The 26563-nt window shown below is 40.6% G+C and carries 24 protein-coding genes; 19 read left to right on the top strand and 5 right to left on the bottom strand.

What is annotated here, in order from left to right; all coding sequences use genetic code 11:
- Window positions 1-5 precede the first annotated feature (5 nt).
- From QFZ73_RS04945 to QFZ73_RS04930, 4 genes are all read left to right on the top strand, one after another.
- Window positions 6-1088, top strand: a complete 1083-nt coding sequence (locus tag QFZ73_RS04945; RefSeq protein WP_307263663.1) for a carbamoyl phosphate synthase small subunit — start codon at window positions 6-8, stop codon at window positions 1086-1088.
- Window positions 1081-4200, top strand: coding sequence for a carbamoyl-phosphate synthase (glutamine-hydrolyzing) large subunit (locus QFZ73_RS04940; RefSeq protein WP_307263660.1), 3120 nt, complete (start codon window positions 1081-1083; stop codon window positions 4198-4200). Before QFZ73_RS04945 ends, QFZ73_RS04940 begins: the two co-directional genes overlap by 8 nt.
- Window positions 4201-4205: 5 nt before the next feature.
- Window positions 4206-5156 carry an ornithine carbamoyltransferase gene (argF, locus tag QFZ73_RS04935; RefSeq protein WP_373458991.1) on the top strand — a complete coding sequence of 317 codons (951 nt, stop codon included), beginning with the start codon at window positions 4206-4208 and terminating at the stop codon, window positions 5154-5156.
- A gap of 687 nt (window positions 5157-5843) precedes the next feature.
- Entirely contained in the window at window positions 5844-6023 is a 180-nt protein-coding gene (locus QFZ73_RS04930) for a YjzC family protein (RefSeq protein ID WP_034314546.1), read from the top strand.
- A gap of 52 nt (window positions 6024-6075) precedes the next feature.
- Here the strand turns inward: QFZ73_RS04930 and QFZ73_RS04925 are convergent, their stop codons facing one another.
- Window positions 6076-6834, bottom strand: coding sequence for an IclR family transcriptional regulator (locus QFZ73_RS04925; protein ID WP_307263652.1), 759 nt, complete (start codon window positions 6832-6834; stop codon window positions 6076-6078).
- 405 nt (window positions 6835-7239) lie between these two features.
- Here QFZ73_RS04925 and QFZ73_RS04920 point away from each other — a divergent pair, with 405 nt between their 5' ends.
- From QFZ73_RS04920 to clpB, 5 genes are all read left to right on the top strand, one after another.
- Window positions 7240-8187: a fumarylacetoacetate hydrolase family protein gene (locus QFZ73_RS04920; RefSeq protein WP_251437684.1), complete on the top strand. Its 948-nt coding sequence runs from the start codon at window positions 7240-7242 to the stop codon at window positions 8185-8187.
- 1 nt (window position 8188) lies between these two features.
- Window positions 8189-8680, top strand: coding sequence for a DinB family protein (locus tag QFZ73_RS04915; protein ID WP_307263647.1), 492 nt, complete (start codon window positions 8189-8191; stop codon window positions 8678-8680).
- Between the two features lie 36 nt (window positions 8681-8716).
- Entirely contained in the window at window positions 8717-9829 is a 1113-nt protein-coding gene (locus QFZ73_RS04910; RefSeq protein WP_251437686.1) for a cupin domain-containing protein, read from the top strand.
- Window positions 9830-9954: 125 nt separating this feature from the next.
- A complete protein-coding gene (locus QFZ73_RS04905; RefSeq protein ID WP_307263641.1) occupies window positions 9955-11154 on the top strand; it encodes an FAD-dependent monooxygenase in 1200 nt (399 codons plus the stop codon).
- A gap of 234 nt (window positions 11155-11388) precedes the next feature.
- Window positions 11389-13977, top strand: coding sequence for an ATP-dependent chaperone ClpB (gene clpB / locus QFZ73_RS04900; RefSeq protein ID WP_307263638.1), 2589 nt, complete (start codon window positions 11389-11391; stop codon window positions 13975-13977).
- Window positions 13978-14059: 82 nt separating this feature from the next.
- On the opposite strand, the gene QFZ73_RS04895 is transcribed toward clpB, so the two are convergent.
- On the bottom strand, window positions 14060-14251 hold the full coding sequence (locus tag QFZ73_RS04895; RefSeq protein ID WP_207441043.1) for a YjzD family protein: 192 nt from the start codon (window positions 14249-14251) through the stop codon (window positions 14060-14062).
- 296 nt (window positions 14252-14547) lie between these two features.
- On the opposite strand from QFZ73_RS04895, the gene QFZ73_RS04890 reads away from it, so the two are divergent.
- From QFZ73_RS04890 to QFZ73_RS04880, 3 genes are all read left to right on the top strand, one after another.
- Window positions 14548-15270: an alpha/beta fold hydrolase gene (locus tag QFZ73_RS04890; protein ID WP_251437691.1), complete on the top strand. Its 723-nt coding sequence runs from the start codon at window positions 14548-14550 to the stop codon at window positions 15268-15270.
- Window positions 15271-15372: 102 nt separating this feature from the next.
- A complete protein-coding gene (locus QFZ73_RS04885; RefSeq protein WP_307263631.1) occupies window positions 15373-16221 on the top strand; it encodes a Rossmann-fold NAD(P)-binding domain-containing protein in 849 nt (282 codons plus the stop codon).
- 223 nt (window positions 16222-16444) lie between these two features.
- Window positions 16445-16627 (top strand): ComZ family protein, encoded by a 183-nt coding sequence (locus QFZ73_RS04880; protein WP_034314525.1) that lies wholly within the window; start codon window positions 16445-16447, stop codon window positions 16625-16627.
- Between the two features lie 42 nt (window positions 16628-16669).
- Here the strand turns inward: QFZ73_RS04880 and QFZ73_RS04875 are convergent, their stop codons facing one another.
- Complete coding sequence (locus QFZ73_RS04875) at window positions 16670-16891, bottom strand: hypothetical protein (protein ID WP_307263627.1); 222 nt, start codon at window positions 16889-16891, stop codon at window positions 16670-16672.
- Window positions 16892-17092: 201 nt separating this feature from the next.
- On the opposite strand from QFZ73_RS04875, the gene QFZ73_RS04870 reads away from it, so the two are divergent.
- The 4 genes from QFZ73_RS04870 to QFZ73_RS04855 all read left to right on the top strand — a co-directional run bounded on the left by QFZ73_RS04870 (window position 17093) and on the right by QFZ73_RS04855 (window position 21086).
- On the top strand, window positions 17093-18028 hold the full coding sequence (locus QFZ73_RS04870) for a beta-ketoacyl-ACP synthase III (RefSeq protein ID WP_307263622.1): 936 nt from the start codon (window positions 17093-17095) through the stop codon (window positions 18026-18028).
- A 50-nt stretch (window positions 18029-18078) separates the two neighbouring features.
- Window positions 18079-19317, top strand: a complete 1239-nt coding sequence (gene fabF / locus QFZ73_RS04865) for a beta-ketoacyl-ACP synthase II (protein ID WP_063232185.1) — start codon at window positions 18079-18081, stop codon at window positions 19315-19317.
- Window positions 19318-19454: 137 nt separating this feature from the next.
- Window positions 19455-20222 (top strand): DUF2268 domain-containing putative Zn-dependent protease, encoded by a 768-nt coding sequence (locus QFZ73_RS04860; protein ID WP_307263617.1) that lies wholly within the window; start codon window positions 19455-19457, stop codon window positions 20220-20222.
- A gap of 108 nt (window positions 20223-20330) precedes the next feature.
- Complete coding sequence (locus QFZ73_RS04855; RefSeq protein WP_034314514.1) at window positions 20331-21086, top strand: YjbA family protein; 756 nt, start codon at window positions 20331-20333, stop codon at window positions 21084-21086.
- A 34-nt stretch (window positions 21087-21120) separates the two neighbouring features.
- Here the strand turns inward: QFZ73_RS04855 and trpS are convergent, their stop codons facing one another.
- On the bottom strand, window positions 21121-22107 hold the full coding sequence (trpS, locus tag QFZ73_RS04850; protein WP_251437701.1) for a tryptophan--tRNA ligase: 987 nt from the start codon (window positions 22105-22107) through the stop codon (window positions 21121-21123).
- A gap of 540 nt (window positions 22108-22647) precedes the next feature.
- Here trpS and QFZ73_RS04845 point away from each other — a divergent pair.
- Window positions 22648-23826, top strand: coding sequence for a putative glycoside hydrolase (locus QFZ73_RS04845; protein ID WP_251437703.1), 1179 nt, complete (start codon window positions 22648-22650; stop codon window positions 23824-23826).
- Window positions 23827-23876: 50 nt separating this feature from the next.
- Here the strand turns inward: QFZ73_RS04845 and QFZ73_RS04840 are convergent, their stop codons facing one another.
- Complete coding sequence (locus QFZ73_RS04840) at window positions 23877-24065, bottom strand: hypothetical protein (RefSeq protein WP_034314508.1); 189 nt, start codon at window positions 24063-24065, stop codon at window positions 23877-23879.
- Window positions 24066-24162: 97 nt separating this feature from the next.
- Here QFZ73_RS04840 and QFZ73_RS04835 point away from each other — a divergent pair, with 97 nt between their 5' ends.
- Together QFZ73_RS04835 and spxA are read left to right on the top strand one after the other, a co-directional pair.
- The gene (locus QFZ73_RS04835; protein WP_307263602.1) at window positions 24163-24744 is read left to right on the top strand and encodes a GNAT family N-acetyltransferase; all 582 of its coding nucleotides are present in this window, start codon (window positions 24163-24165) and stop codon (window positions 24742-24744) included.
- Between the two features lie 1111 nt (window positions 24745-25855).
- Window positions 25856-26251 (top strand): transcriptional regulator SpxA, encoded by a 396-nt coding sequence (gene spxA / locus QFZ73_RS04830; RefSeq protein ID WP_034314502.1) that lies wholly within the window; start codon window positions 25856-25858, stop codon window positions 26249-26251.
- The last annotated feature ends 312 nt before the right edge of the window (window positions 26252-26563 follow it).

The raw sequence follows: 26563 nt of genomic DNA, 5'->3' as shown, positions 1-26563 counted from the left end.
AGATCATGAAAAGCTATCTATACTTAGAGAATGGTTCCGTCTTTGAAGGGGAACTGCTGACTGAATCGACTGAAAAAACAATCACTGGAGAGATTGTCTTTTTTACAGGAATGACCGGATATCAAGAAGTGTTGACAGATCCTTCATATAAGGACCAGATTGTCATCTTCACATACCCACTAATCGGAAATTATGGAATCAATGAACATGATTTTGAAAGTAAGAAGCCGCATGTTGCCGGTGTGATTGTATATGAGGGAAATATGAGCCATTCCCATTATCAAGCTAAATATTCACTTGGTGAATATTTAGACAAGTGGAACATTCCTCTTTTAAGCCATGTTGACACAAGAGCGGTCGTTAAGAATATAAGACAGGAAGGTTCCATGCAGGCAGTCATCTCGGCGGAAGAAAAATACACTGTCGTACCTAGTCTGAATGGTTTATCAGCCCACGTTGCTGAGGTATCCACAAAGGTTGTCGAGAGTTTTGGGAAAGGTGACAAGCACGTGGTAATGATGGATTTTGGCTATAAAAAATCCATATTGGATTCATTGGTCGAGCAAGGCTGCCGAGTCTCTGTCGTGCCATTCGATACTGAATTCGAGCAAATCAAGGACTTGAAGCCAGATGGCATTTTGCTTTCAAATGGGCCTGGGGATCCAAAACAGCTTGAATACCTCTTAGGAAACATTAAAAAGATCATTACGAATTTTCCAACGATGGGCATCTGCCTCGGTCATCAATTAACGGCCCTTGCCTTAGGTGGAAATACAAAAAAAATGCTGTTTGGACATCGCGGTGCGAATCAGCCCGTGGTCGATTTGAAAACTAAAAAGGTGTATATGAGTTCGCAGAATCATAGTTATGAGGTTGATGAACCGAGCTTAAAAGGAACATCGCTGCAAGTGAGATTTAGAAACGTGAATGATAACACGGTTGAGGGGCTCATGCATGAAGAATTGCCAATCTTCACTACCCAGTACCACCCAGAGGCAAATCCAGGACCTATCGAGAGTTCAATACTATTCAACGACTTTTTACAAATGATAAATGAATATAGCGGGAGAGAAAAAGCTTATGCCTAAGGACGACACGATACAGACCATTTTAGTGATTGGTTCGGGGCCGATTGTCATCGGGCAGGCCGCCGAATTCGACTATGCAGGTACACAGGCCTGCCTTGCTTTAAAGGAAGAAGGATATAAAGTCATACTGGTCAACAACAACCCTGCAACAATCATGACTGATGATATGAATGCGGATGCTGTCTATTTCGAACCTTTAACAGTTGATGTACTTGAAAAGATCATTTCCAAGGAAAAGCCGGATGGCCTGCTCGCTACATTAGGCGGTCAAACAGGATTGAATCTTGCTTATCAATTGGATGATGCTGGAGTACTTGAAAAATATAAAGTCAAATTATTGGGAACTCCGATCGACTCCATCAAAAAAGGGGAGGATCGTGAACTGTTTCGTGAGTTGATGTTTGAAATAGGTGAACCCGTTCCCGACAGTACGATTGTCCATACTCTTGAAGAAGCGCTGGCTTTTGCCGACAAAATCGGTTTTCCGATCATCGTTCGTCCCGCATATACACTCGGCGGAACTGGCGGTGGGATTGCTGATTCACTGGACACCTTTAAGGAACTTGTACGGGGCGGACTTCAAGAAAGTCCGATTACACAATGCTTGATTGAAAGAAGCATAGCTGGTTATAAGGAAGTCGAATATGAAGTTATGCGAGATGGCAACAATACGTGCATCACTATCTGTAATATGGAAAATATCGATCCGGTAGGGATCCATACAGGTGATTCGATTGTCGTGGCACCATCACAGACTTTATCGGACGATGAGTTTCAGATGCTGCGTGCCGCTTCGATTAAAATCATCTCTGCGTTAGGTATCATAGGCGGCTGTAACATTCAATTTGCACTTGATCCGAATAGCAAGCAATATTATTTAATAGAAGTAAACCCGCGCGTCAGCCGTTCATCGGCACTAGCTTCCAAAGCAACAGGTTATCCCATAGCACGCATAGCCGCAAAGCTCGCTGTCGGCTACGATTTATCGGAGCTCATCAATCCTGTAACGAAAAGCACATATTCAAGCTTCGAACCTGCTCTTGACTATGTAGCGGTGAAGTTCCCGAGGTGGCCATTCGATAAATTCACGACCGCTAACCGCAAATTGGGAACACAGATGAAGGCGACTGGTGAAGTGATGGCTTTACACCGCAGCTTTGAAGGAGGAGTCCAAAAGGCCGTCGATTCTTTGGAATTGAAAACGATTGGGCTGCAGCTATCATCGCTGAAAAATAAAACGGTTATGGAACTTTGGGGAAAGCTTGGCGAAAAATCCGATGAACGAATATTTGTCATTTTTGAAATGCTTAGAAAAGGTGTGACGATTGAAGAAATCCATGAAGCGACAGCCATAGATTATTTCTTCCTTAAATCCTTTGCGTCATTGATCCAAAATGAAATGGAGATTGAAGCTAAGGCAATCGATCAGGTAACAAGGGAAGAACTGCAGACATACAAGGAAAAGGGCTTTTCAGACCGCTATCTTGCTTCCGTATGGAAAGTAAGTGAGATGCAAGTGAGAGCACACCGTAAATCACTAGGCCTTACGGCGGTCTACAAAACGGTTGATACATGTGCAGCCGAGTTCGAATCACATACGAACTATCACTATTCAACATATTTTGGTGAGAACGAACAGAAAAAAACTGATAAAAAGAAAGTCTTGATGATTGGCAGCGGTCCGATCCGCATCGGACAGGGTATAGAATTTGATTACTGTTCGGTTCACGGTGTTTATGCACTCCAGGATGAAAATGTTGAAACGATAATGATCAATAATAATCCGGAAACGGTAAGTACGGATTTTGCGACGGCAGATCGCCTTTATTTTGAACCTTTAACTCTTGAATATGTTCTTAATGTAATAGAAGCGGAAGATATAAAAGACGTTATCGTCCAATTTGGTGGGCAGACTGCGATAAACCTGGCAAAAGGCCTGGAAGATTACGGGGTCAATTTGTTGGGGACTTCCTTCGATACACTTGATCAATTAGAAGACCGTGATCGTTTTTATCAGCTTCTTCAAAAACTGGATATCCCCCATGTACCGGGTTCAATGGCTAATGGTGAAGAACAATTAATTGCCTGTGCAGAGGAAATCGGTTTTCCAGTGCTCTTACGCCCATCCTATGTAATTGGCGGCCAGGGAATGGAAATCATCCGCTCCAAGGAAAGCTTAGTGAATAGAATGGTAAATGGAACGGCACTTGTATATCCCGTGTTGATCGATTCCTATATTCCAGGGAAGGAAGCAGAAATCGATTTGATTGCGGATGGAAATGATGTATACATTCCCATCATTGCCGAACATATAGAGAAAGCAGGTGTCCATTCAGGGGATAGCATGGCAATATTGCCAGCTCAATCCTTAACGGATGATATCAAAGATAAAATGACCCTTTATGCTACAAAACTAGTTAGGGAACTTGGTTATAAAGGACTTATGAACATCCAGTTCGTGATTGAGGGAAATAGTGTATATGTATTGGAAGTGAATCCCCGTGCCAGTCGGACAATTCCAATCATCAGTAAAGTGACCGATGTATCCTTGGTGCAAATAGCGACAAAAATATTGCTTGGGAAATATTCATTGTCGAATGCGTTCGAAAAAACGGGCTTAATGGAAGAAATTCCGTATGCTGTCGTCAAATATCCTGTATTTTCTACCTTTGCACTAAGCGGACTTGATTCGAAGGTAGGTCCGGAAATGAAATCAACAGGTGAAGGAATCGCCATCGGAGAAACGGTAAATGAAGCGCTGACAAAAGTATTCCATGCTCAAAAAGCTAAACATACTTCAGGTGTTTATCAATCAGGATCAGTCCAATTAAGTGAAGATTTGTTAGTGCAAATCAAAGAAGCAGGTTTGATATTGGGAAATTCAGATTTTGATAAATGGTTAAATGAAGGAAATGCTTCGGTCGTTTTGGCATATGGAACAACGGAAGAAGATAAGAAGCTAAGGTTACTTGCAGCGAAATACAGACTGCTTGCATTTACGGAAGAAGAGACTTTCAAGGCCTATCTACAATCGGTAGAAAATGCTGATCCAGGGGTTACCTCGCTTCAGGAATGGCTTGTACCATATTCGAAAGGAGTGTCACACGTATGAGTTCAATGACGGCACTGACACAAGCGAAGATTTTAAATGGAAAAGATTTTTTGACCATGAAAGAGTCTACACCAACGGCAATTGCAGATTTGTTAAAGCTAGCGCAGACCATTAAAGGCAAATTGCAAGCTGGTGAAGAATATACGCCTTTAAAAGGGAAAACGCTGGGGATGATCTTTGAAAAATCGTCTACCCGTACTCGTGTTTCTTTTGAAGTAGGCATGATGCAGCTTGGTGGACACGCTTTGTTCCTGAGTGGCAATGACTTGCAAATTGGACGTGGTGAAACTATTTCCGATACTGCAAAAGTCCTTTCTGAATATATTGATGGCATCATGATTCGTACCTTCGAGCATGAAAAAATCCTGGAATTGTCAGAAAACGCTTCTATCCCAGTCATCAATGGATTAACTGATCTTGCACACCCTTGTCAGGTGCTTGCTGACTTCTTGACGATCATCGAGATAAAAGGGCAGCTAAAAGGCTTGAAAATGAGTTATATCGGTGATGGCAATAATGTTGCCAATTCATTGATGGTAGGCTGTGCAAAAATGGGAATGGATTTTTCCATTGGGTGTCCTGAAGCCTATAAACCCGATGAAAAAGTCGTCGCCTATGCTCAAAAAGTGGCAGAAGAGACTGGCAGTGAAATTGTGGTGACAACCTCCGCTTCAGAAGCCATAAAAGATGCGGATATCGTCTATTCCGATGTTTGGACCTCCATGGGGCAGGAAATCGAGAATGGTATCCGCTTAGAAGCCTTTAAAGATTATCAAATCAATGGTGAACTTGTAAAATTTGCTAAAGAAGATTACTTATTCATGCATTGCCTGCCTGCACACAGGGAAGAAGAGGTAACGGCTGAAGTCATCGATGGACCTAATTCCGTCGTTTTCCACCAAGCCGGAAATCGTCTGCATGCCCAAAAGGCGGTCCTGGTGGATTTAATGTCTTAACCAAAAAAGCGTCTCTTCAAAGAGCAGTCGCTCAGTTTGTAGAAAAAAAGGTTTCGGAATGGTCTCATTCCGAAACCTTTTTGATTTTATTTGTAGCAGTTAGAGAATAATAACTGGATCAATACTTGGGCGTCCTACCTCTGAAACATATTTTCCACCAAGTCATAAATGAAAAAGACACCAATTGTTGCCTCCATTTTACGAACCAAATGGTTCGATGGCACCAGTTGATCTAAAGTAAATCAATTCAAGTTGATCTCACTGAATAGAACCATGTTTAGAAGCATCATTATCACCTCAAGTTTTAATCCATCTATTTTAAACAAAAAAGACTGTAGGTAAAAGGGTCTATCTTTATTGTTAAAACAAGGTTGATTGGAACGGAAGGTACGGGAATCCTGCGGGAAAAGCGTGTCCAAGGGAGACCCGGCAGGCGCAATGGCGCCGAGGGCGGACCGCCCGCGGAGAGCGAGTGCACGAAGTTCCAATTCACGTTCAAGTTTAAAAAATTAAAAAGACTGGTAGACAAACTCAACTATTATCGAGTTTGTCTACAGTCTAAGCGTCTGCTCAGAGAACAACGCTTTTTTAATTCAGCCGAATTTCCTGTGTGTCCTTAATTTTTCTGACATGAAAGGAAGGAACCTGGTAATAATAACAGGGAAAGCATGTAAAGGGGTGAAATCTATGGGGCAAAATCGTCAATTTAAGCCAGGTCAGAAGGCACCTAATAATGGGACCTACGTAGAAATCGGTGAAACGGGCAGCACGGTAGTGAATCCGAAGATGGTAAAGCTTGATGCAGGGGATTCTTTTCCTGAAACATCCAATCATAACCGGATATGGACATATAAGCGGAAGCCATGAAACATCTAAAAGCAGGAAAAAGGAATGAGCGCCATCCTTTTCCTGCTTTTTTCTATTCAGCGGAATAACCGAATATTTTCGAGATTTCCAAACAGCTCTTTCTTAAATAGTGACTTAAAGGATCTTCACAATGATCAGGAATGCTTTCGGTGAACCCAACGGCAGTGATCGCTCCCAGTAATTCTGAATTATAATTAAAAACCGGAATGGACATGGAGGAAACAGATGGTACAAGAGGCTCTTTGGCAAAAGCTATTTTGTTTTTCCGAATTTCATCATATTCATTTGTTTCTTTAAGGAATGAGCCTGTAACATTACGATCTTTTTCAATCCATTCCGCCGTCAAGGAAGGATCCTGAAATACAGTGAATACCTTTCCGGAAGAGGATGATGGGGGAAGTCGCGTACCTAACTGTGCCCCGATGTTTAAGTTTTGGTTGGAATTCCATATTTTTGCCGTGATTGGTCCATCATATGTCCAAACGGAAAAAAGGACCGTGCAAGAAGTATGGTGACTGATTTCCTGTAAATAAGGAGTTATTCTGCTCGTGACATCCTCATTTCCTATCGCTGCCATGCCGTATTGAATCAATTTGCTCCCAAGGTGATACATTCCAGTTGTCTTATCGCGATATAGTAACTCCAGTTGAGTCAAAGTATTCAAATACTTATATAGGTTACTTTTCGTTATTTCCGTTAATTCTTGAATATCAGAGAATCTTAAAGGAGTTCTTTGAGAAGCAAGTAAATCTATGATGCTCATCCCTATTTGTAATGATTGAATCGTCGAACCGGATTTTACGATTTCCATAAATCAATCTCCCTAATCTGTTTTAATTTAGGTCTAGTATATCAGAATCTGTAAAAGTTAATGAAATTTAGCCAGAAAAACCGGAGGCTGCTTGACGCTATCAATATACTTTCCTATTAAATAAATAACTTTAGCTGACCTTTTTATTGATTTCGAAGTAGTCATAATGGTGTAGATGATAACATTTGCACAAAAATTTGCAATACTTTCTTGACAATATTCCGAAAATTGAGTTATTATTTATATAAATAGTGAACAGTGTTATCTATAAGTGAAATCAGTAGATGTAAAGTCATTCATATTCTGGTTTGTGAAGCGAATCAGCAAAATTAGCCCACAAATAAGGATAGTGGCATCAAAAAGAGATTTTTTAAAAAAATCCAGATTAATAAAGGAGAATGAAATATGAAATTAGTAACTTTCAGCAGTAAAGGATTTAAACGTATTGGTGCAATTTACCCGAATAATGTAATAGTCGACTTGAATTATGCCTATCAAGCGCTTCTTGAAAGCGAAGGGAAACTTCGCAGTGAACAAATCGCTGAAGCATATGTCCCTGCAACCATGGAGGCATTTTTACAGGGAGGGAATGAAAGCCTTTCCATCGCGAAAAAGGCTGCGGACTACGCATTGAACAATCGTGATTCCTTCAGACATGAATTGGTGCATGAAGTTGAAAATGTAAAGCTTGAGGCCCCCGTCCAAAAGCCAGGCAAAATTATTTGTGTCGGACATAACTACCGTGAGCACATTGCTGAAATGGGTCGCGAATTGCCGCCATTCCCTGTGGTATTCGCAAAGTTCGCCAATACAGTAATCGGCCCCCAGGATGATATACCGTTTTTCCCAATCTCTGAACAACTTGATTATGAAGCGGAATTCGCTTTTGTAGTCGGACAAAGGGCACGTAATGTTTCTAAAGAGGATGCTCTTGATTATGTAGCTGGTTATACAATTGCGAATGATGTTACGTATCGTGATATCCAACGGCGTACACTTGAGTGGCTTCAAGGGAAAACGGTTGAAGGAAGTGCTCCGATGGGTCCTTGGTTAGTCACTTCCGATGAACTATCCGATCCATCTGGCTTAAATGTCCGATTAACGGTAAATGGTGAAGAACGCCAAAAAACGAATACATCCAACTTCGTATTCGATGTGAAATATCTAGTTGAGTTCTTATCGAATTTAATGACTCTTGAACCAGGTGACATCGTCCTCACAGGAACACCGGGTGGGGTAGGAGTAGCCCGTGATCCACAAGTGTTCTTAAAAGATGGTGACGTAGTCAAAATCGAGATCGACAAAATAGGTTATCTTGAAAACCGTGTGCGACGTGTCGGGGAGGGAAAATAAAATGGCTTATCAGGAAATCGGTACATCAATCCTATCGGTTCAACAATCAATCGACCACATTCTTGAGACAGCGGCAAACCTTCCGGAAGAAACGATCAGATTTAAGTCTGCAGATGATGAATGGTCAATCATGCAGATACTTTCCCATTTAGCTGAGGCCATTCCTTATTGGTTAGGTGAAGTGGAAAATGTAATAGCGCTTCCTGGATCCAAATGGGGGCGTGGATTGCAAGATTCAGCCCGACTGGCAGCAGTTACTGATACTGACAAACTTGCTTTTGATGATGTCATGAAGCAAGTGAAGGAGCTTAAATATAAAGTGGAAAGCAGTCTCGGGAATTTAGATGAAGAAACACTATCCAAAGAATCGCCACACCGGAATTTCGCTAAATTCGGAAACAAACCAGTTTCTTATATAGTCGATCACTTCATCGATGAGCATGTTTCAGGACACTATGATCAAATTAAGCGAAACCTTTCTAAAATCCAGTGAGGAAATGATAAAAAAAGAAAGTAGGGATGGATTAATATGGCTGAAAAATCGGAATACATGAATAGTACAATCGTAAAAGATTTTACAAAGGATATTCAGCAGTATAACCTTGGGCCGCTGTGGGAAGCCATTCCCGCTCTGATGGACCATGAACCTAAACCTCATGCCCATGCTTATTTATGGAAAGAAGAACTTTTGACAAAAAAATTGATGGAAGCAGCTGAAATCTTCACTCCTGACCGAGGAGGGGAGCGCAGGGCCATATATTTTCAAAACCCTGGCCTTACTTATCGCCAGCCTTGGGGATGGGCCTCGACAACACAAACGCTTTATGCAGCGGTTCAGCTATTGTTGCCGGGTGAAGTGGCCCCTTCCCACCGTCACTCCCAAAGTGCACTTCGTTTCATTACGAATGGTGAAGGTGCCTACTCCATCGTACAGGGAGAAAGGATCTTCATGGAAGAAGGAGATTTCTTGATCACTCCTAAAAACCTGTGGCATGGTCATGGACATGTTGGCGAAAAGCCAATGATTTGGATGGATGCCCTTGATATCCCAACCATCTATTCCATAGGTGGCACTTTCTTTGAACCATATCCAGATCGGATTGAAACGCCTAAACGGCCGGATAATTTTTCAGAGCTCCGTTATCAAGGCGGAATGGTTCGTCCAGTATCCGACCGCTATTCACAAGTGGCACCGCTTGCCAACTACAAGTGGAAAGGCACCAAAGCAGCGTTAGAAGGATTAATGAATTTCGAACCGGACCCATATGAAGGTTTCGCCGTGGAATATATCAATCCATCAAATGGCCAAACGGCCAATCCGACGATGGGGGCATGGATGCAGAAACTTCCTAAAGGTTTCCATACGAAAGCACATCGCCATACCCATTCCACAATTTATCAAGTGCACCAAGGATCAGGCTATACGGTCATTAATGGAGTGCGTTTTGACTGGTCCAAAGGAGATTACTTCGTCGTTCCGAATTGGGCCTGGCATGAGCACGTTGCAGAAGCCGATTCTTACTTATTCTCGGTAAACGACCTGCCAATAATGGAGAGATTCGATTTGGAACAGCAACAGGCATTAGACGCAAACAATGGTTACCAAAAGATTGAAAGTGAATTCAAGCCTGTTTTGGTTTAAAAATAATCGGTTTGAAACTTTCAGAATGATCCTGATGGATATATAGAATGCCAGTCGAATTAAAACGCTTACTGTGGTATTGGCCCGCAACATTGGCTAAACAACTAATTTAGGGGGAATTGATGATGAACACAGAAAAAAAACCATTCATCGTTATCGGTGGAGGAATTGGCGGATTGGCAACTGCTTTAGGAATCGCAGAAACGAAACAGTATGTAAAGGTCCTTGAACAAGCTCCCGAATTTGGTGAAATTGGTGCAGGGATTCAGCTTGCAGCAAATGCCACCAACGTATTGCAGCGTTTAGGCGTCATGGATAAAATCAATGAAATTGCAGTATTTCCAAAAAGGTTGGTGATGATGGATGCCTTTTCCGGAAAAGAGCTTTCCGCTTTGGACTTAGGTGATGTTTATAAAGAAAGATATGGAGCTCCGTATGTTGTTTTGCATCGTTCCGATTTGCATAAAGTACTGGCTGAAGCCTGTGAAAAGAACCCGTATATCGAACTGGTTACGAACCAAACAATTATTGAGACAGTAGAAAATGAAGGTGAAGTGACGGTTACTTCTGCCAACGGGTCCCAACATTCAGGATCTGCTGTCATTGGAGCCGATGGATTATGGTCCAAGGCACGGAAACTTTTTGTGGAAGATCAACCGGTCTGCTCTCAATATGTTGCATACAGGGGAGCGATCCCGATGGAAGAGGTTACGAGCCATGGTGATTTAGATGATGTATATATGTGGATTGGGCCAAACCTCCATCTTGTTCAATACCCGGTTAGAAGGGGGGAACTATACAACCAAGTAGTGGTGTTCAAAAGTTCTCATTACACGGAAGAAAACGAAAAAACAGATCAATGGGGAACCCCGGAAGAAATGGACCGTGTATTTGCCGGAACTTGTGAGCTAGTTCAGAATGCGATTTCATTCATTCAGAGGCAACGCCGCTGGCCAATGTATGACCGTTTACCAATTGATAATTGGACAAAAGGAAGAATTACGCTTACGGGCGATGCGGCACATCCGATGCTTCAATACTTGGCACAAGGGGCTTGCCAGGCTTTGGAAGATGCAGCTTATTTGTCGGATATGCTTCATAAGCATGGGAATGACATTGAACAGGCATTTTTGGAATATCAAGAGGAACGCATTCCGCGTACGGCTCATGTTCAAACGAGCGCAAGAATGTGGGGGGAAATCATTCACAATACGACCGATGCAGGCATTCTGCTTCGAGATACGATCCTTGCTGGTCGCACGGACAAGGATTTCCAATTCGTCGATAAATTTCATGGGTACAATAAAACGGCCGTGAAAGCATAATCCGTTTTGTTTCATCCAAATACTGTGCTAAGGGATTTTATGCATTTTACAAATGGGCCTGCCTTTCTTCTATATGAAGAAAGGCTTTTGCCGTTTATCCTCCATGCGTCCTGCATTTTTTATAACTTTCCTTTACATGGGGAAAATTAGAAGTATAATGAAAATTATAAAGGTCAAATTTGGTCAAACTAAGCGGGGATTCGTTCATGATATAGATGAATGGGAGGTTTTAAGATGGATATTAATAAAATGACGGAGAGAACCCAACAGGCGTTCATTGGCGGCCAGGAACTAGCCAAAGATAGAGGGAATCCCGAGCTGACGGAGCTTCATTTATTTAAGACCTTAATGGAACAGGATGAAAGTTTATTAATCAGGATTTTATCGGAATCTGGTAAACCGATGAATCTATTTGATATAGAGCTAAATAAGGAACTGGATCGATTACCGGAGGTGAGCGGGAGTGTTTCCCAAGTTTACATGTCATCCTCCCTACAGCAAATTTTGACGGCTGCCGAAAAAGAAATGCAGATGTGGGAGGATGAATATTTATCTGTCGAACATATACTGCTTGCGTCATTGCAAGTCAATAAAACGAATGTAAACAGGCTGTTTTCATCACATGGAATGGATTATGATAAAGCAAAACGGGTTATAAACGATATAAGGGGGAATCAGCGAGTGACTAGTCAAAATCCTGAAAGCACTTATGAAGTACTGAAAAAATACGGCAGAGATCTCGTTGCTGAGGTTAAATCGGGGAAGGTCGATCCCGTAATTGGTCGAGATACGGAAATCCGTAACGTCATCCGGATCCTTTCACGTAAAACGAAAAATAATCCAGTGTTAATAGGAGAACCGGGAGTAGGTAAAACAGCCATCGTCGAGGGGTTGGCACAAAGGATCGTCAGGAAGGATGTGCCGGAGGGATTAAAGGACAAGACCGTTTTTTCACTAGATATGAGTGCGCTTGTCGCTGGGGCCAAATTCCGCGGTGAATTTGAAGAACGCCTAAAAGCGGTGTTGAATGAGATCAAGAAGAGTGAAGGTAAAATTCTTCTATTCATTGATGAATTACACACAATTGTCGGTGCAGGAAGAACGGATGGCGCACTTGATGCCGGAAATATGTTAAAGCCGATGCTTGCGCGCGGTGAGCTGCATTGTATCGGTGCAACGACCCTTGATGAATATCGACAATATATTGAAAAAGATCCGGCTTTGGAACGCCGTTTCCAACAGGTTCTGGTTCCTGAACCGGATGTGGGAGATACGATTTCAATTTTGCGGGGATTAAAGGAACGGTTTGAAATTCACCATGGCGTCAGGATACATGATCGGGCGATCGTTGCTGCCTCTGTCCTTTCGAACCGATATATAACGGAGCGATTTTTACCGGATAAAGCGATAGATCTTGTAGATGAAGCGTGTGCAATGATTCGAATGGAAATCGATTCAATGCCATCCGAGTTGGATGAAATCACGAGAAAAGTCATGCAACTTGAAATTGAAGAAGCTGCCTTGAAGAATGAGGAGGACCCTCAAAGCAAAGTAAGGCTTGAAGCGCTTCAAAAAGAACTATCAGAACTTCAGGATCAAGCGAATAGCATGAAATCCAAGTGGCAAATGGAGAAATCAGCGCTTCAAAAGGTGCAGGATCAACGTGAAGAGCTTGAGAAACTGCGTCATGAACTGGAACAAGCAGAGAATGACTATGACCTTAACCGGGCAGCTGAACTTCGGCACGGAAGGATTCCGCAGCTTCAAAAAGAATTGGAAGCAATGGAAGACGAATTGGAAAAGGAAAAACAGGAATCACGATTGCTTCGCCAAGAAGTCACGGAGGAGGAAATAGCCTCGATTGTTGCAAGGTGGACGGGGATTCCCATAAGCAAGCTGGTGGAAAGTGAAAGGGAGAAACTGCTTCGCCTATCTGATATCCTGCATGAACGCGTAATAGGTCAAGGAGAAGCGGTGGAACTCGTATCCGATGCCGTTTTAAGAGCAAGGGCTGGAATTAAAGATCCAAACAGACCAATCGGTTCATTCATCTTTCTTGGGCCGACGGGTGTCGGTAAAACCGAACTGGTAAAAGCTTTGGCAGAAACGTTATTCGATAGTGAAGAACATATGATTCGAATCGATATGTCGGAATATATGGAGAAACATTCCGTGTCGCGCCTTGTTGGTGCACCTCCTGGATATGTTGGATTTGAGGAAGGGGGCCAACTTACGGAGGCTGTTAGGAGAAACCCATACTCAGTCATATTATTAGACGAAATTGAAAAGGCGCATCCGGAAGTCTTCAATATTTTGCTGCAAATGTTGGATGATGGAAGGATAACAGACTCTCAAGGCAGAACAATCAACTGTAAAAATACGGTGATCATCATGACTTCCAATATCGGTTCCCATTTCTTATTGCAGTCCAACCGGTTGGATGGAGGCATTGAAGAAGAAATAAAAGATCAGGTCTTTAAAGAGTTAAGAGGCCATTTCCGTCCGGAATTTTTGAATCGAGTTGATGACATTGTTTTATTCAAACCTCTGACGAAACAAGAAATCGTTGAAATCGTAGATAAAATGGTTCATCAATTACAAGTAAGGTTAATTGAACAAAATATAGTCCTGAACGTCACTGAAGCCGCTAAGGAATTCATTGCGGATCAGGGATATGATCCGGTATATGGAGCAAGACCGCTGAAGCGATTCATCCAAAAGCATCTGGAAACCAAAATCGCGCGTAAAATCATAGCTGGGACTGTTGAGGTTAAAGAAGGAATCACGGTTGATTATGATCATGATGAATTGGTCCTCATATAAAAACGTTGAAATGCGGTTTACCCGTAAGCAAAGTACGGTATAACAAAAAGGACATCCTAAAAAGGATGTCCTTTTTTGCTTCTTAATGTTGATGAGAGTCTTTAGCTGGCCCGGCAGGCAAGATAGCAGGGATGATAAGAATCAGGATAGCAGCAGCTAATCCTAAAATCGTTCCCTGCGCAGCATCGTATGAAACTCCGATCATGGAAGAAACAACATATACAGTCATATGCACTAATAAGAATGTCCAAAAAATTGCCCAAGCATAACGCATCGAATTTCACCTCATTCCACTACATTCATTTTTATCTTACCATAATTAATATACAGTTAAAACGTGTTTTTAATAATAACCTTTAAATAATTCAATACATTAAATCATAAGAGAACTTTTTCTGGCAGACTAGTTGGTTCCAAACGTCAAAAGGGAAATCATAGGGGAAAAAATAAAATCAAAAATCATCCCAGCTTGGTTAATTTAAGATAAGAATAGGCGTTTCCACTGACCCTTTCTATTTTTCGTCATAAATTAATATAGTAGTAGTAATATTCCTTAAAGGAGTTTGAACGATGGAACAACGAACTTTTCAAATTGATGACCAATGGAATATCATCTATTATCCAGAGCGGCCCAGTGGTTTTTCCGTAATGGTAATTGGAGACCGTAGTCATTTTGTCGAAAAAGACAGCAGCTTTTGGCTGCAGCATCCTGGCAGGCTGCAGATATTGGAATATTTAAAGGAATACGGATACACTCTATTTTCATCCAATTTTCATGGAGCCAACTGGGGCAGTCCTAAAGCACTGGACCTTTCCCTCAACCTGTATATTCTATTCATGAAAAAAGAAATAGTCAATCAAAGGGTTCATATATTGGCAGAGGGGACAGGCGCGCTCCTTGCTTTAAAGCTAATGAATGAACTTGGGAATAAAATCCGGTCTGTCGTATTGATCGACCCGGTTTTTTCCTTGAAAGCACAACTGGAGAAAGAAAAGGAAAATAAGTTCTTCTATAAAAAGTGGCTGTCCGAGGTCGCCGCTGCATATGAGCTCGATCCGGCAGAATGTGAACGGCATATACTGGACACTGAAGATTCAGTAATCGCAGAGAATATCCCCATGAAAGTGATTCAGGTTTTTGGAAGCTTACGGAAAGAGCAAGCCTCCCTTTATCGGCAAATCCAGCTGGCTAGAAAAGCAGACTTACAGCTGACATATATATTGCCCGAAAAACGTTATAAAATCCCCTATCAAATACAGAAGTTTTTCAATGAGAATGAAGAGACTTTATGAGAAGAGATATATTTTTACAATAGTTTGCATACGATACAGCATCTAAAAAAACTAGACGTGCCGGATGAAGCGGGCTTGATGGCATACGAGGAGGCTGTATATATGCAAACAAACATTGTCATTGGCACTTATCAATTCGTGGGCTTCTATGTGACTCAATATTTTTTGAACCAAGGTGAAGAAGTAATCGGAATCGATTGGGCTGATTCCGAAGCAAGTCAATATATTATGGAAGAAAAGGAACTTGAAATAGCCAGGAATTCAAATTATTTATACTTTCCGATAAATAAACTTAAATTATTGGATATTTCACAGCAGGACACGGTGTTCATATCTTGTTACGATATTCAAAGTGGAAAAATGGATAAAATCGATTTTTTAATAGGCGAAATCGTTTCCTTCATTGAGAAATGCAAAAAAAACGGCAAGAATGAAACGCCAAATTTCGTTCTTTTCATGCCTGTTGAAAAAGATGTCAGTATTTTTCAGTCCATATTAAGCTCGATTCGTGGAATAGATTCTGCAAAAATCATATTTTTACCGACGATTTATGGACCTTGGCAATCGGAAGGCATGAGCTTTGAAGCTGGAATCAATCAGCTTGAACAGTCTGGTATCAAGGCTGCAATTGCTGCCGAATATACCGGGGATGCTCTCTACATCACTGATTTTGTTAATGCTTTGGATACAGTGCTCACCTCATCTTCCGATAGGGAAATCCAATTGTGCAGCAGTATAGATGATCATTGGAATAAATGTGCCAAGCTAATATTTGGTGATAGTATGGATTCAGTCACTTCCCAATCAACAACTAAAATCAATAAAGGAACAATTTTTGAAGTGCAAAGCAAATTGGAACCAGAAGAAGGCATTGCTTTACAAAGAAAACATAATAAACGATTAAACTTACTTAAAACATGGAGAAAGCGTGATAAACGGGGGAGACCATAATCAAATATGAAACCGGAATTTTTCGTTATTTCGGGAAGGGCAAAACTGCATATTTGCCTCTAATCCATATGTCTTGTACTATAATGTTCAAGGATAGGAATTAACTTCAAAAGATATTCATGATTTTATATGTGCGCCCTTTACGAAAGGGGCATGTGGAATTATGATAATATTGAGCTTTATTTGGGCATCACAACGATCACAAAAGATAGGGGGAAAAGCAATGAGTTCAGATAAAACTCTTGAATTTATGGGAATCGCCATGAAGTACTTCCCAGAGGCTAAAGCGAAGCTTGAAGCAAGCGGGATTCCATTCTCAATGGAGATGGCAGAGCCATTCATGGAGCTCTTTAAAAGCGTAATGCAAGAAGCTTATGAGCTTGGAAAACAAGATGCTCAGCGTTAATTAAAGGCAGGCTGTCCGGTAAAAGGGCAGCCTTAAATTTTTTTATTCTTTTTTCAAGAACTTAGCGATCAATGGGTTCAGATTAATTTTATCAATGGTAGGTTTGTATTGACTGTATAAGCCCATCAATGTTTCGACGCTCGCCATCAATTGCATGTAATCAACCTTCGATTCCTCTTGCACAGGTTCAGCTTTCCTGCCAAACATCAAATTCGAAAAATGATCATCCGGTTTTCTCTCGCTGTTGCGATTGAATATGTCCATAATAAATTCCTCCTATCTCCTTTTATTAATAATGTATGTCCCTAAATTCCCCTGGCATAGGCGCTTGGCCGACTTCGGAAAGAGATTTCTTTAGGTTTTCAAATTGTTAACTCTTGCAAGGAAGTGTTTTTTTATATAAAATTAGTACCAGGTAATAATAGATGCTTATAATAACTCATTAAAATATAAGGGGATGGCAAAATGAATGCTGGAGTACTAGGGCTTGGCCGCTACTTACCCGACAAAATCGTTACAAATGCGGATTTAGAGAAAATTATGGACACTTCCGACGAGTGGATTCGGACTAGGACGGGTATTGAGGAAAGAAGAATTGCCAAAGATGATATTGATACATCAGATATGGCTTATGAAGCCGCAAAAGCTGCATTGAAAAATGCGGAAATTTCGGCTGAAGAGATAGATTTAATTCTTGTAGCTACTGTTACACCGGATCAGTCGTTTCCTTCTGTCGCTTGCATGATTCAAGAGAAATTGGGAGCGATGAAGGCAGCTGCAATGGATGTAAGTGCTGCATGTGCCGGTTTTATGTATGCAATGATCACGGCACAGCAATTTATTAAGACAGGTGCATATAAGCATGTGTTGATTGTCGGTGTTGAAAAACTTTCGAAAGTAACCAATTGGGAAGACCGTAATACTGCTGTACTTTTTGGTGACGGAGCGGGTGCAGCTGTACTTGGACCTGTATCTGAAGGCAAAGGGGTCCTTTCCTTTGAATTAGGCGCAGATGGAACTGGTGGGAAGCACTTATTACAGGAAGGAGATTTCATTCATATGAATGGACGTGAAGTATTTAAATTTGCTGTCCGTCAGATGGGGGAATCCAGCCTGAGTGTATTGGACAAAGCTGGTTTGACAAAGGAAGATGTGGATCTGCTTGTTCCGCATCAAGCAAACATTCGCATTATGGAAGCCTCAAGGGAACGCTTGGGTCTCCCACTTGAAAAAATGACAAAAACGGTTCATAAATATGGAAATACTTCATCAGCGTCCATTCCAATGGCCCTTGTGGAAGAAATGGAAGCAGGAAGAATCAAGGACAATGACTTAATCGTCATGGTCGGTTTTGGTGGTGGCCTTACATGGGGAGCGATCGCTCTTAGGTGGGGTAAATAAAAGAAGAAGCAAATCGTAAGAGCTTTAAAAATAGGAAGGAGCCATTTTTAATGACTAATCGCCGTGTAGTTGTAACAGGTATTGGAGCAATCTCTCCAGTTGGTAATGATGCAGAAACTGGATGGAAGAATATAATCGAGGGGAAGTCGGGGATAGGGCCTTTAACTCGTTTGAATGCTGAAGAATTCCCCGTTAAAGTGGCTGCTGAAATCAAGGATTTTGATATAGAGACATATATAAATCGTAAAGAAGCACGCAAAATGGACCGTTTTACCCATTATGCAATTGCAGCTTCCGTTATGGCATATAATGATAGCAAGCTGGAAATAACCGATGAAAATGCTGCACGTGTCGGGGTCTGGATCGGTTCGGGTATCGGCGGGCTGGAGACACTTGAAACACAGCATGAAAACTTTTTAAACAGAGGATATAAACGGGTGAGCCCATTTTTCGTTCCAATGATGATTCCGGACATGGCAGCCGGCCAGGTTTCCATCTTACTGGGTGCAAAAGGAATCAATTCATGTACGGTAACAGCCTGTGCAACAGGAACAAATTCAATTGGTGATGCGTTTAAAGCCATTCAACGCGGCGATGCCGATGTAATGATCACAGGCGGGGCCGAAGCGCCAATCACAAAAATGTCGGTTGCAGGCTTCTGTGCAAATACGGCTTTATCGACCAACCCCGATCCACAAACGGCTAGCCGTCCTTTTGATCTTAATCGTGATGGTTTCGTAATAGGGGAAGGAGCTGGAATTATCGTTCTGGAAGATCTTGAACATGCATTGAATAGAGGAGCCAAGATTTATGCTGAAATAGCTGGTTATGGCTCAACTGGAGATGCCTTCCATATTACCGCTCCGGCACCAGGTGGAGAAGGCGGGGCAAGAGCGATGAAAATTGCAATTGAGGATGCAGGTTTGAATCCGGAAGACATCCAATATGTGAATGCCCACGGAACGAGTACGCCATACAATGACAAATACGAAACGATGGCAGTCAAAGAAGTCTTTGGCGACCATGCTAATAAACTTGCAATAAGTTCCACTAAATCAATGACAGGCCATATGTTAGGGGCAGCAGGCGGTGTGGAAGCAATTTTCACGATTCAGGCAATCAGGGACAGCATTTTACCTCCAACCATCAATATTGAAACACCAGACCCTGAGTGTGATTTGGACTATGTTCCGAATCAAGCAAGGAAGGGCGAAATCAATGCAGCCATCAGTAATTCACTTGGATTCGGTGGACATAACGCAACTATTCTTTTCAAGAAATATCAATAAGTTTTGAAGGAAGGGCAGATCTTTTGGGATCTGCTCTTTTTATGTTGAAGTGAAAATGCAAATGCAAAGGATAGAATATGTGTCAACCGCCCTCTTTAAATCATACGATAGTCAATAGAAGCGGAGGTGTATGGGAAATGGGAGTCATTTCAACCAATGAATGGATGTGGAAGGATTTCAACCGCCCGATCCAGATGATGGAAAGACTTAAAAGTACATTCAACAACCTTGATGCGGACATGATTTATCATCATTTATTGAAGCATGGCATGTATTCGCCGAATCAAAAAACAAAACTCACATGGGAAGACTTAAAAGAAAATAATGTATGGGAAAAAACACAAAGCTTGTTTACAGCTTATAAGAAGCTGTGGGGAGGTCCTGATGTTCCCATATATATTTTTCCGCTCATGTCTTCAGGTATATGGAATAAAAAAGTTGAAACGAAGTCAGGGTTGGCATTTAAAGATAAACTATTCCTTTTTTACGGCAAGGGGATAGCCGAAAAGGAAATGGAGGCCCTGTTGATTCATGAATATCATCATGTTTGCCGTCTGCATCATTTGAAAAAGGACCAAAATGAATTCACTCTCCTGGATACGATGATCATGGAAGGATTGGCGGAAAGAACGGTGGGAAAATATTTAGGAGCAAAATTTTTAGCGAAATGGACTAAGTTATATCAGGAAGATAAACTAAGAGAATTTTGGAGCAAGCATTTAGAGGAAAGGCACATGATAAAACGTACAGATCCTCTTCATGATGTACTTCTGCTTGGGACGAAAGGATATCCATATATGCTTGGATACTGTAGTGGCTATTATCTAGTGAAAAATTCTGAAAAACTCTCTGTGAAAAAATCATTCACTATTCAATCTGAAGAATTCTTATCAAAAAAGAGTTAATATATACGTTCTTTTTTTCTTAATCTGTTTTCTAGAATAGGAATAAATTGTATGGTTCCTGCCTATACTGATTGACAAACAGAAATTTGTTTAAGTGAGGGATGAATGATGCTATATCTTCATGATGTATGGGTTAACTGGTTTGAAGGAGAAGAAAACGGCTATAATATTTGTCATTTTCATGAATGGAGGAAGGATGATGGGATTGAACTACTAGATCAAGTTCCTTTGTTGAAAGTGTCATCAACATTGTTCCACTACATAGAAAACGACTTGTCAGAATTACCTAAGCCATTGCTGAATGATGTGTATCAAAAAGCATATGCAAGGAAAAATCATGAACGAATTCAGCTTGACTATTGTTTTATCGTGACTGACGGAAATGGAATTTTAGCTGTTGATACGATAGGTTATCATATTCCGATTAGGAAAAGCAGAATAATTCCCCGGCAGGAACAAATTGTTTATGACATGATAGAAAACCACGATGAGATGGATTACACCTTTACTGAAAAACCTACATCTGAGAAAGAATATCATATTCTGTCGCCGTCTCCCTTATTCATGAACGGTTTGACAAGAAAAGAAAGACAGCTTAAGCAATTGCTATTCATGGCCATGGACCAATTATTTACGGCGAAAAACACTGCTGAAATCCGCTATTGGTATACAGAATGGGCCCCTGAGAAATATGAAAGCATACAAGAAATGGATTTTCAGATAGCTTGGCTTGAGTTATATGAAGAAATGAAGGAAGGTTGGTCAGAGAAGCACCTTCAACTTTGTGAAAACCTTGTGAAGGGGCAGCCTTTTTTTGAAAAGCTTTGGCAAGTGGAGGCTGGCGATAGCCCATCGATATTATGAAAAAAAAGACGATCCGTCGAGGATCGTCTTTTTTTTATCTCTTTCTGCCAAGTCCCATGCCATTATACATTTTTCTGATCATTTTATTGGCTTCAATATTCGCCTTTTCTGCACCGCGGTCCAGAATTTCATCCAATTCAGGCGAATCGATCAATTCATTATAGCGTTCCTGGATTGGTAGGATTTCTCCAAGAACCACCTCAGCCAAATCACTTTTAAAGTCACCATACCCTTTGCCCTCATACATCTCTTCAATTTCTGAATAGGATTTTCCAGTGAAGATGGAGTATATGGACATCAGGTTGGAAACACCCGCTTTGTTTTCCTTATCGTAACGGACAATTCCTTCCGAATCGGTAACTGCGCTCTTGATGTTTTTTTCGATTTGCTTCGGATCATCCAATAGGGCAATCGTTGCCTTTTTATTAGGATCAGATTTGCTCATTTTCTTGGTCGGTTCCTGAAGGGACATGATACGGGCCCCTTCTGTAGGGAGGCTGATTTCCGGGATTTTAAATATATCATTATGCTTTTTATTGAACCGTTCAGCCAAATCGCGAGTCAATTCAAGATGCTGTCTTTGATCTTCCCCGACAGGGACCACATCTGTACTATAAAGGAGAATATCGGCAGCCATCAACGGCGGGTAAGTTAGCAGTGCTGCGGATACCCCTTCTTTGCCAGCGGATTTGTCCTTAAATTGCGTCATTCTCTCAAGTTCACCAATATAGGAGATACTTTGTAAAATCCAGCCCGCCTGAGCATGCGCGGGTACTTCTGATTGAATGAAGATGGTATTTTTTTCAGGATCCAGGCCAATGGCTAAATATAAAGCGGCCAATGTTTTGATGTTTTTCCTTAACTTTATGCGATCTTGTGGAACTGTAATTGCATGCTGGTCAACAATACAAAAGAAACATTCATATTCATTTTGTAAGTTAACGAATTGTTTCATGGCTCCGATGTAATTTCCTAAAGTAACGGAACCGGATGGCTGAATGCCGGAGAAAATCCTTTTCAACTGCTAGTCACTCCTCTAATTGCGTTTATTGATAAATGGATATTCGCTCTTCATTATTGTAAGGATAAATAGAAAATGAATCCACTTTCTTTGAAAGAAATGTGCGTGCTCCCCGTGATGGGGAAACGCACATTTAAATCTTGTGGAGGGCCGTTCTGTCCTGTATCGATGCCATTCTGAGAATACGAAATGTCCACTATACTGTATTTTAGCATTTATTCATATTAAATGTATAATCGAAACGGCAATCAAGCAAATAGAACGGATTTTCCGTTTCTTTTTTTGATTATGGAAAAAATGAAGGGTTCAAGGAAAATCAAACCGTTTAACATATATCACAATGAGCTGACCATTTTAGGGAAGGATACTCACAAGGGAATACAGAATTGTGAACGTATTCTTAAAGCTGAAACTTTGTAATGCAGGTTTTTTAAATTATTTTTAATATATAGGAGTAAAGTTAATTGTTTGTGGTATTAAAGAAAGGGGTTTATTATATTTGTTGAATAATGATGACTGATGGCGAATGAGGTGGAGAAAATGAAACCAATGTGTAAATGGTTGATGACAGGTATATGCGCATTCCTGATTCAACAGCCCGTTCATGCACAAGGCATGAACGAAACCAGGCAGGTGGCATTAGAAAATAAAGAATTGCCTATGAGCGTACCGCGTTTTGTTTTTGATTCGGGGCTGAAATTCGGTTATCCGGATGCTGTGCGCGGAATATATGTGACCGGACCTGCAGCGGGTGGCAATAAATTGAATGAACTTATCAAGTATGTAGATGAAACCGATTTGAATGCGATGGTCATTGACATTAAGGATGACAGGGGGAACGTTACGTTTAAAACCGAAGATGCCGATTCTCCATATGCTGGGATTGGTAAAGACTACATAAAGAACCCAAGGGGAATGCTGAAAAAACTTGAGGATAAACAGATTTATCCAATTGCAAGGGTAGTCGTCTTTAAAGATTCCATTCTGGCTAAAGAAAAGCCTGAATTATCATTTTTAGATGGTGAAAAGGTATGGAAGAATGGTCGAGGGGAAGCCTTCGTTAACCCATTCTTAAAAGAAGTGTGGGATTATAATGTCGGTATTGCCATTGAAGCGGCAAAGATGGGTTTTAAAGAAATTCAATTTGACTATGTCCGTTTTCCTGAAGGATTCGAAAATAAAGAAGAAAATTTGAAATATGATGTCGGTGAATATGATGAAGCGAAAGTGAGTCATACAGCCAAAAGGGTTCAGGCAGTGACAGATTTCGTAAGTTATGCGAGGAAACAACTGGAGCCATATGGTGTGGAAGTGTCAGTGGATATTTTTGGATATGCGGCTACATTGCCTGAAGCTCCCGGAATTGGGCAAAACTTCACAAAAATCTCTGAGAATGTCGATGTGATTTCCTCGATGATCTATCCAAGTCACTGGACATCTTATTTTGGTATCGATAAGCCTGATTTGGAGCCTTATAATCTCGTTAAGGAATATGCGAAATTGGAGAACGGGAAGCTGAAGGAATTAAAAACACCACCTACTTCAAGACCTTGGCTACAAGATTTTACTGCCTCATATTTAGGAGAGGGGAATTACCAAAGGTATGGTAAGGAAGAAGTGGAAGCCCAAATAAAAGCATTGAATGATAATGGTATTGATGAATACTTATTATGGAATGCAGCAAATCGATATACAAAGGGAGTAGACTATACCCCATAAAAAAAGGATGACCTTGGAAGATCCTTCCGGTCATCCAAATTCTCTCTGAATTACCGCTTTTTATTCCCGCCAACTTGACTCCACCCTGACTGAATTCGTTTCGATTGATCGAAAATATGGGAGTGACGTTTCCCGCCAAACCATTTTTCGCCGATGCCATTCGTCACAACGCCATTCACAGCTGTAATGCCAATAACGCAAGCAGCCACTAAAAAAAAGTCCAAAAAGTAACTAATCATCAAATGGCCTCCTAATATTTTCAAGTTATTCAAGTTCCATTGTAGTGGATAAGAAAGAATCTGGAAAGTATAAACTAGCAAATGAGGAGATTAAATTATGAATTGGTATGAAAAGCTAAACCAGTATTTCCCTATTGAGGAAATGAAGTCCAAAGAACATATAGAAGTTCTTTTAGAAGATAAGCAGGAAATATATAAAAAGGATGAAGGTCCCGACCATGTTTTATTGTATGTGGAAGGGGAAGAGTTTATATTCGTTGATTACCTTTTTGTATCCAAGAAATCAAGGGGGCAGGGACTAGGAAGGAAATTGATTCAAAAATTGCAAAAAAAGCAAAAAACGATCTTGCTGGAAGTAGAACCAGTACAAGAAAATGATGATGATACATTTAAAAGGCTGAAATTTTATAAAAGGGAAGGATTCCAGCATGCCTCTGCGATTTCTTACAGCAGAAAATCACTTGCGACCAAGGAGAATACGCCTATGGAAATCTTATATTGGCCGGCAAATCCATCTGTTGATGAAGAAGACGTATTTGATTTCATGAAAGAGATTTATTCTGAAATCCATACTTACAAAGATGATGATCTTTATGGGAAATCTTATCAAGATGTAGAAGATGTACTAAGCTTGAATACAGGTCAGGAAACGGATATTTTTAAAGAAATGGAAGTTTGAGTAAGGTAAAGGTCGAAAAAATTCGTGGTAGGCCGAAAAAAGTGCTTCAGCAGAAAACAACGAACATTTTTCAAAGAAAAATTGAACAAACCGTCTTTTCTGAGAATTTGTCGATAAAAGGAGTTACTGAATGGTTTTACCCCGAACCATGTATTAAAAAAAGACTTGGTTAACCTTCAATTTTCATTTTTTTTATAAGGATGCAACCCTCAATATATTGAAGAAATTTGCGACACTGTCGAAAACTGGCTAGCCAAGATCCGCTAGATGCTTTGGGAGAGGAGTCTTGGCTGACAGTCGGCGGAAAGGGAGCGGATTTCTGAAATCAGCTGGAACTTATTTAAACGAGAAAACTGTAGGCAACAGGTTTTTGTTCGAATTTGTCTACAGTCTGGAGGGTTCGGAATGGTCTCGCCCCGAACCATGAATTTAAAAGAAGATTTGGTTATCCTTTATGGTTTTTTACTGTTTTATGAAATCCTCAATATATTGAAGCATTTGCGATAATCCAGCCGAAAAAACTGGCTAGCCGAGGCCCCGGAGGCGCTTGCGGCGAGTAGGCTTGGCAGACAGTCGGCGGAAATTGTGCATATTTTGCATGAAAATGAATATCTATAACTTCTTGGATGGTAGATTGCTCCCTTATCGCTGATTCTTTTGAATTACCTTTTTTACCTTTGATAATATATGTGCTAAAAGAATGGTTTTTCTTGTAAAAGGAGGAATTTGCTTTTTATTAAAGAAAATATATTAACATGATCTTGTTTATTGACAAAGATTGGGGGTAAATAAAAGTAACGAGTTCATTAAAAAACCATGAGGGCCGTATTGAGAGTTAAATGAGAATGGTAGGTAGGTATTTTCAATTAGAAAAAGCGGTTTTAATGTATTACATAAAAAACAGAAATAGCTATAGTACAGGCTAAACTAGAAGTTTAAAAGGATTTTTCCAAATATCAAAAAGGGTATTCATTTTAAATGAATTAGTGTATAATAAAGAAAATGAATTACTTATTTAAAATTATTTCAAATTAGAGTGGTACTTATGAATACTAATAGTAGATTTCCCCTCATAGATCACCGATTCTATATTTAGGGAGTGTGAGTAAACATGGTAACATTATATACATCACCTAGTTGTACTTCATGCAGAAAAGCAAAAGCATGGTTAGAGGAACATGAGATTGGATATAAAGAAAGAAACATTTTTTCAGAACCATTAACGATTGATGAGATTAAAGAAATTCTTCGGATGACAGAAGATGGAACCGATGAAATCATTTCAACACGGTCAAAAACTTTCCAAAAGTTAAACGTAAATTTAGAGAGCCTGCCTCTTCAAGAATTATATAAATTGATCAAGGAGAATCCAGGTCTGTTGAGACGTCCAATTATCCTTGACGAGAAACGGCTTCAAGTTGGTTATAATGAAGATGAGATAAGACGCTTTTTACCGCGTAAAGTTCGTACCTTCCAGTTACGGGAAGCACAACGTATGGTTAACTAATAAGGTCTTTCAAGCTCTGCCAGGAAATGTGCAGGGCTTTTTCTTTATACATAACCGATTTTCCGCTGTTTTTTTTAACTTAATGACGGGGAACATAACAGGATTCATAGGGCGACGGCAGACGTTTCCGAGCTGCAGCAGGTCCCTTGAACCGGTCATCATTTAAAGAAAAAATAAGAATGCAGCTCATCATGCCGTGTATATAATAAGGCATTAACGGCAGTAAGATTAAAATTGAATAAAGCATTATGATAGTTGCATGCGGATGTATTTTTTTATAGAATGAATGGAATATTAGGCAAACAATTGTTT

This window comes from Peribacillus sp. V2I11, from assembly GCF_030817135.1.
GTDB lineage: Bacteria > Bacillota > Bacilli > Bacillales > DSM-1321 > Peribacillus > Peribacillus simplex.
Note: the sequence above shows the minus strand (reverse complement) of the source record. Positions and strands in the feature narration are given on the sequence as shown.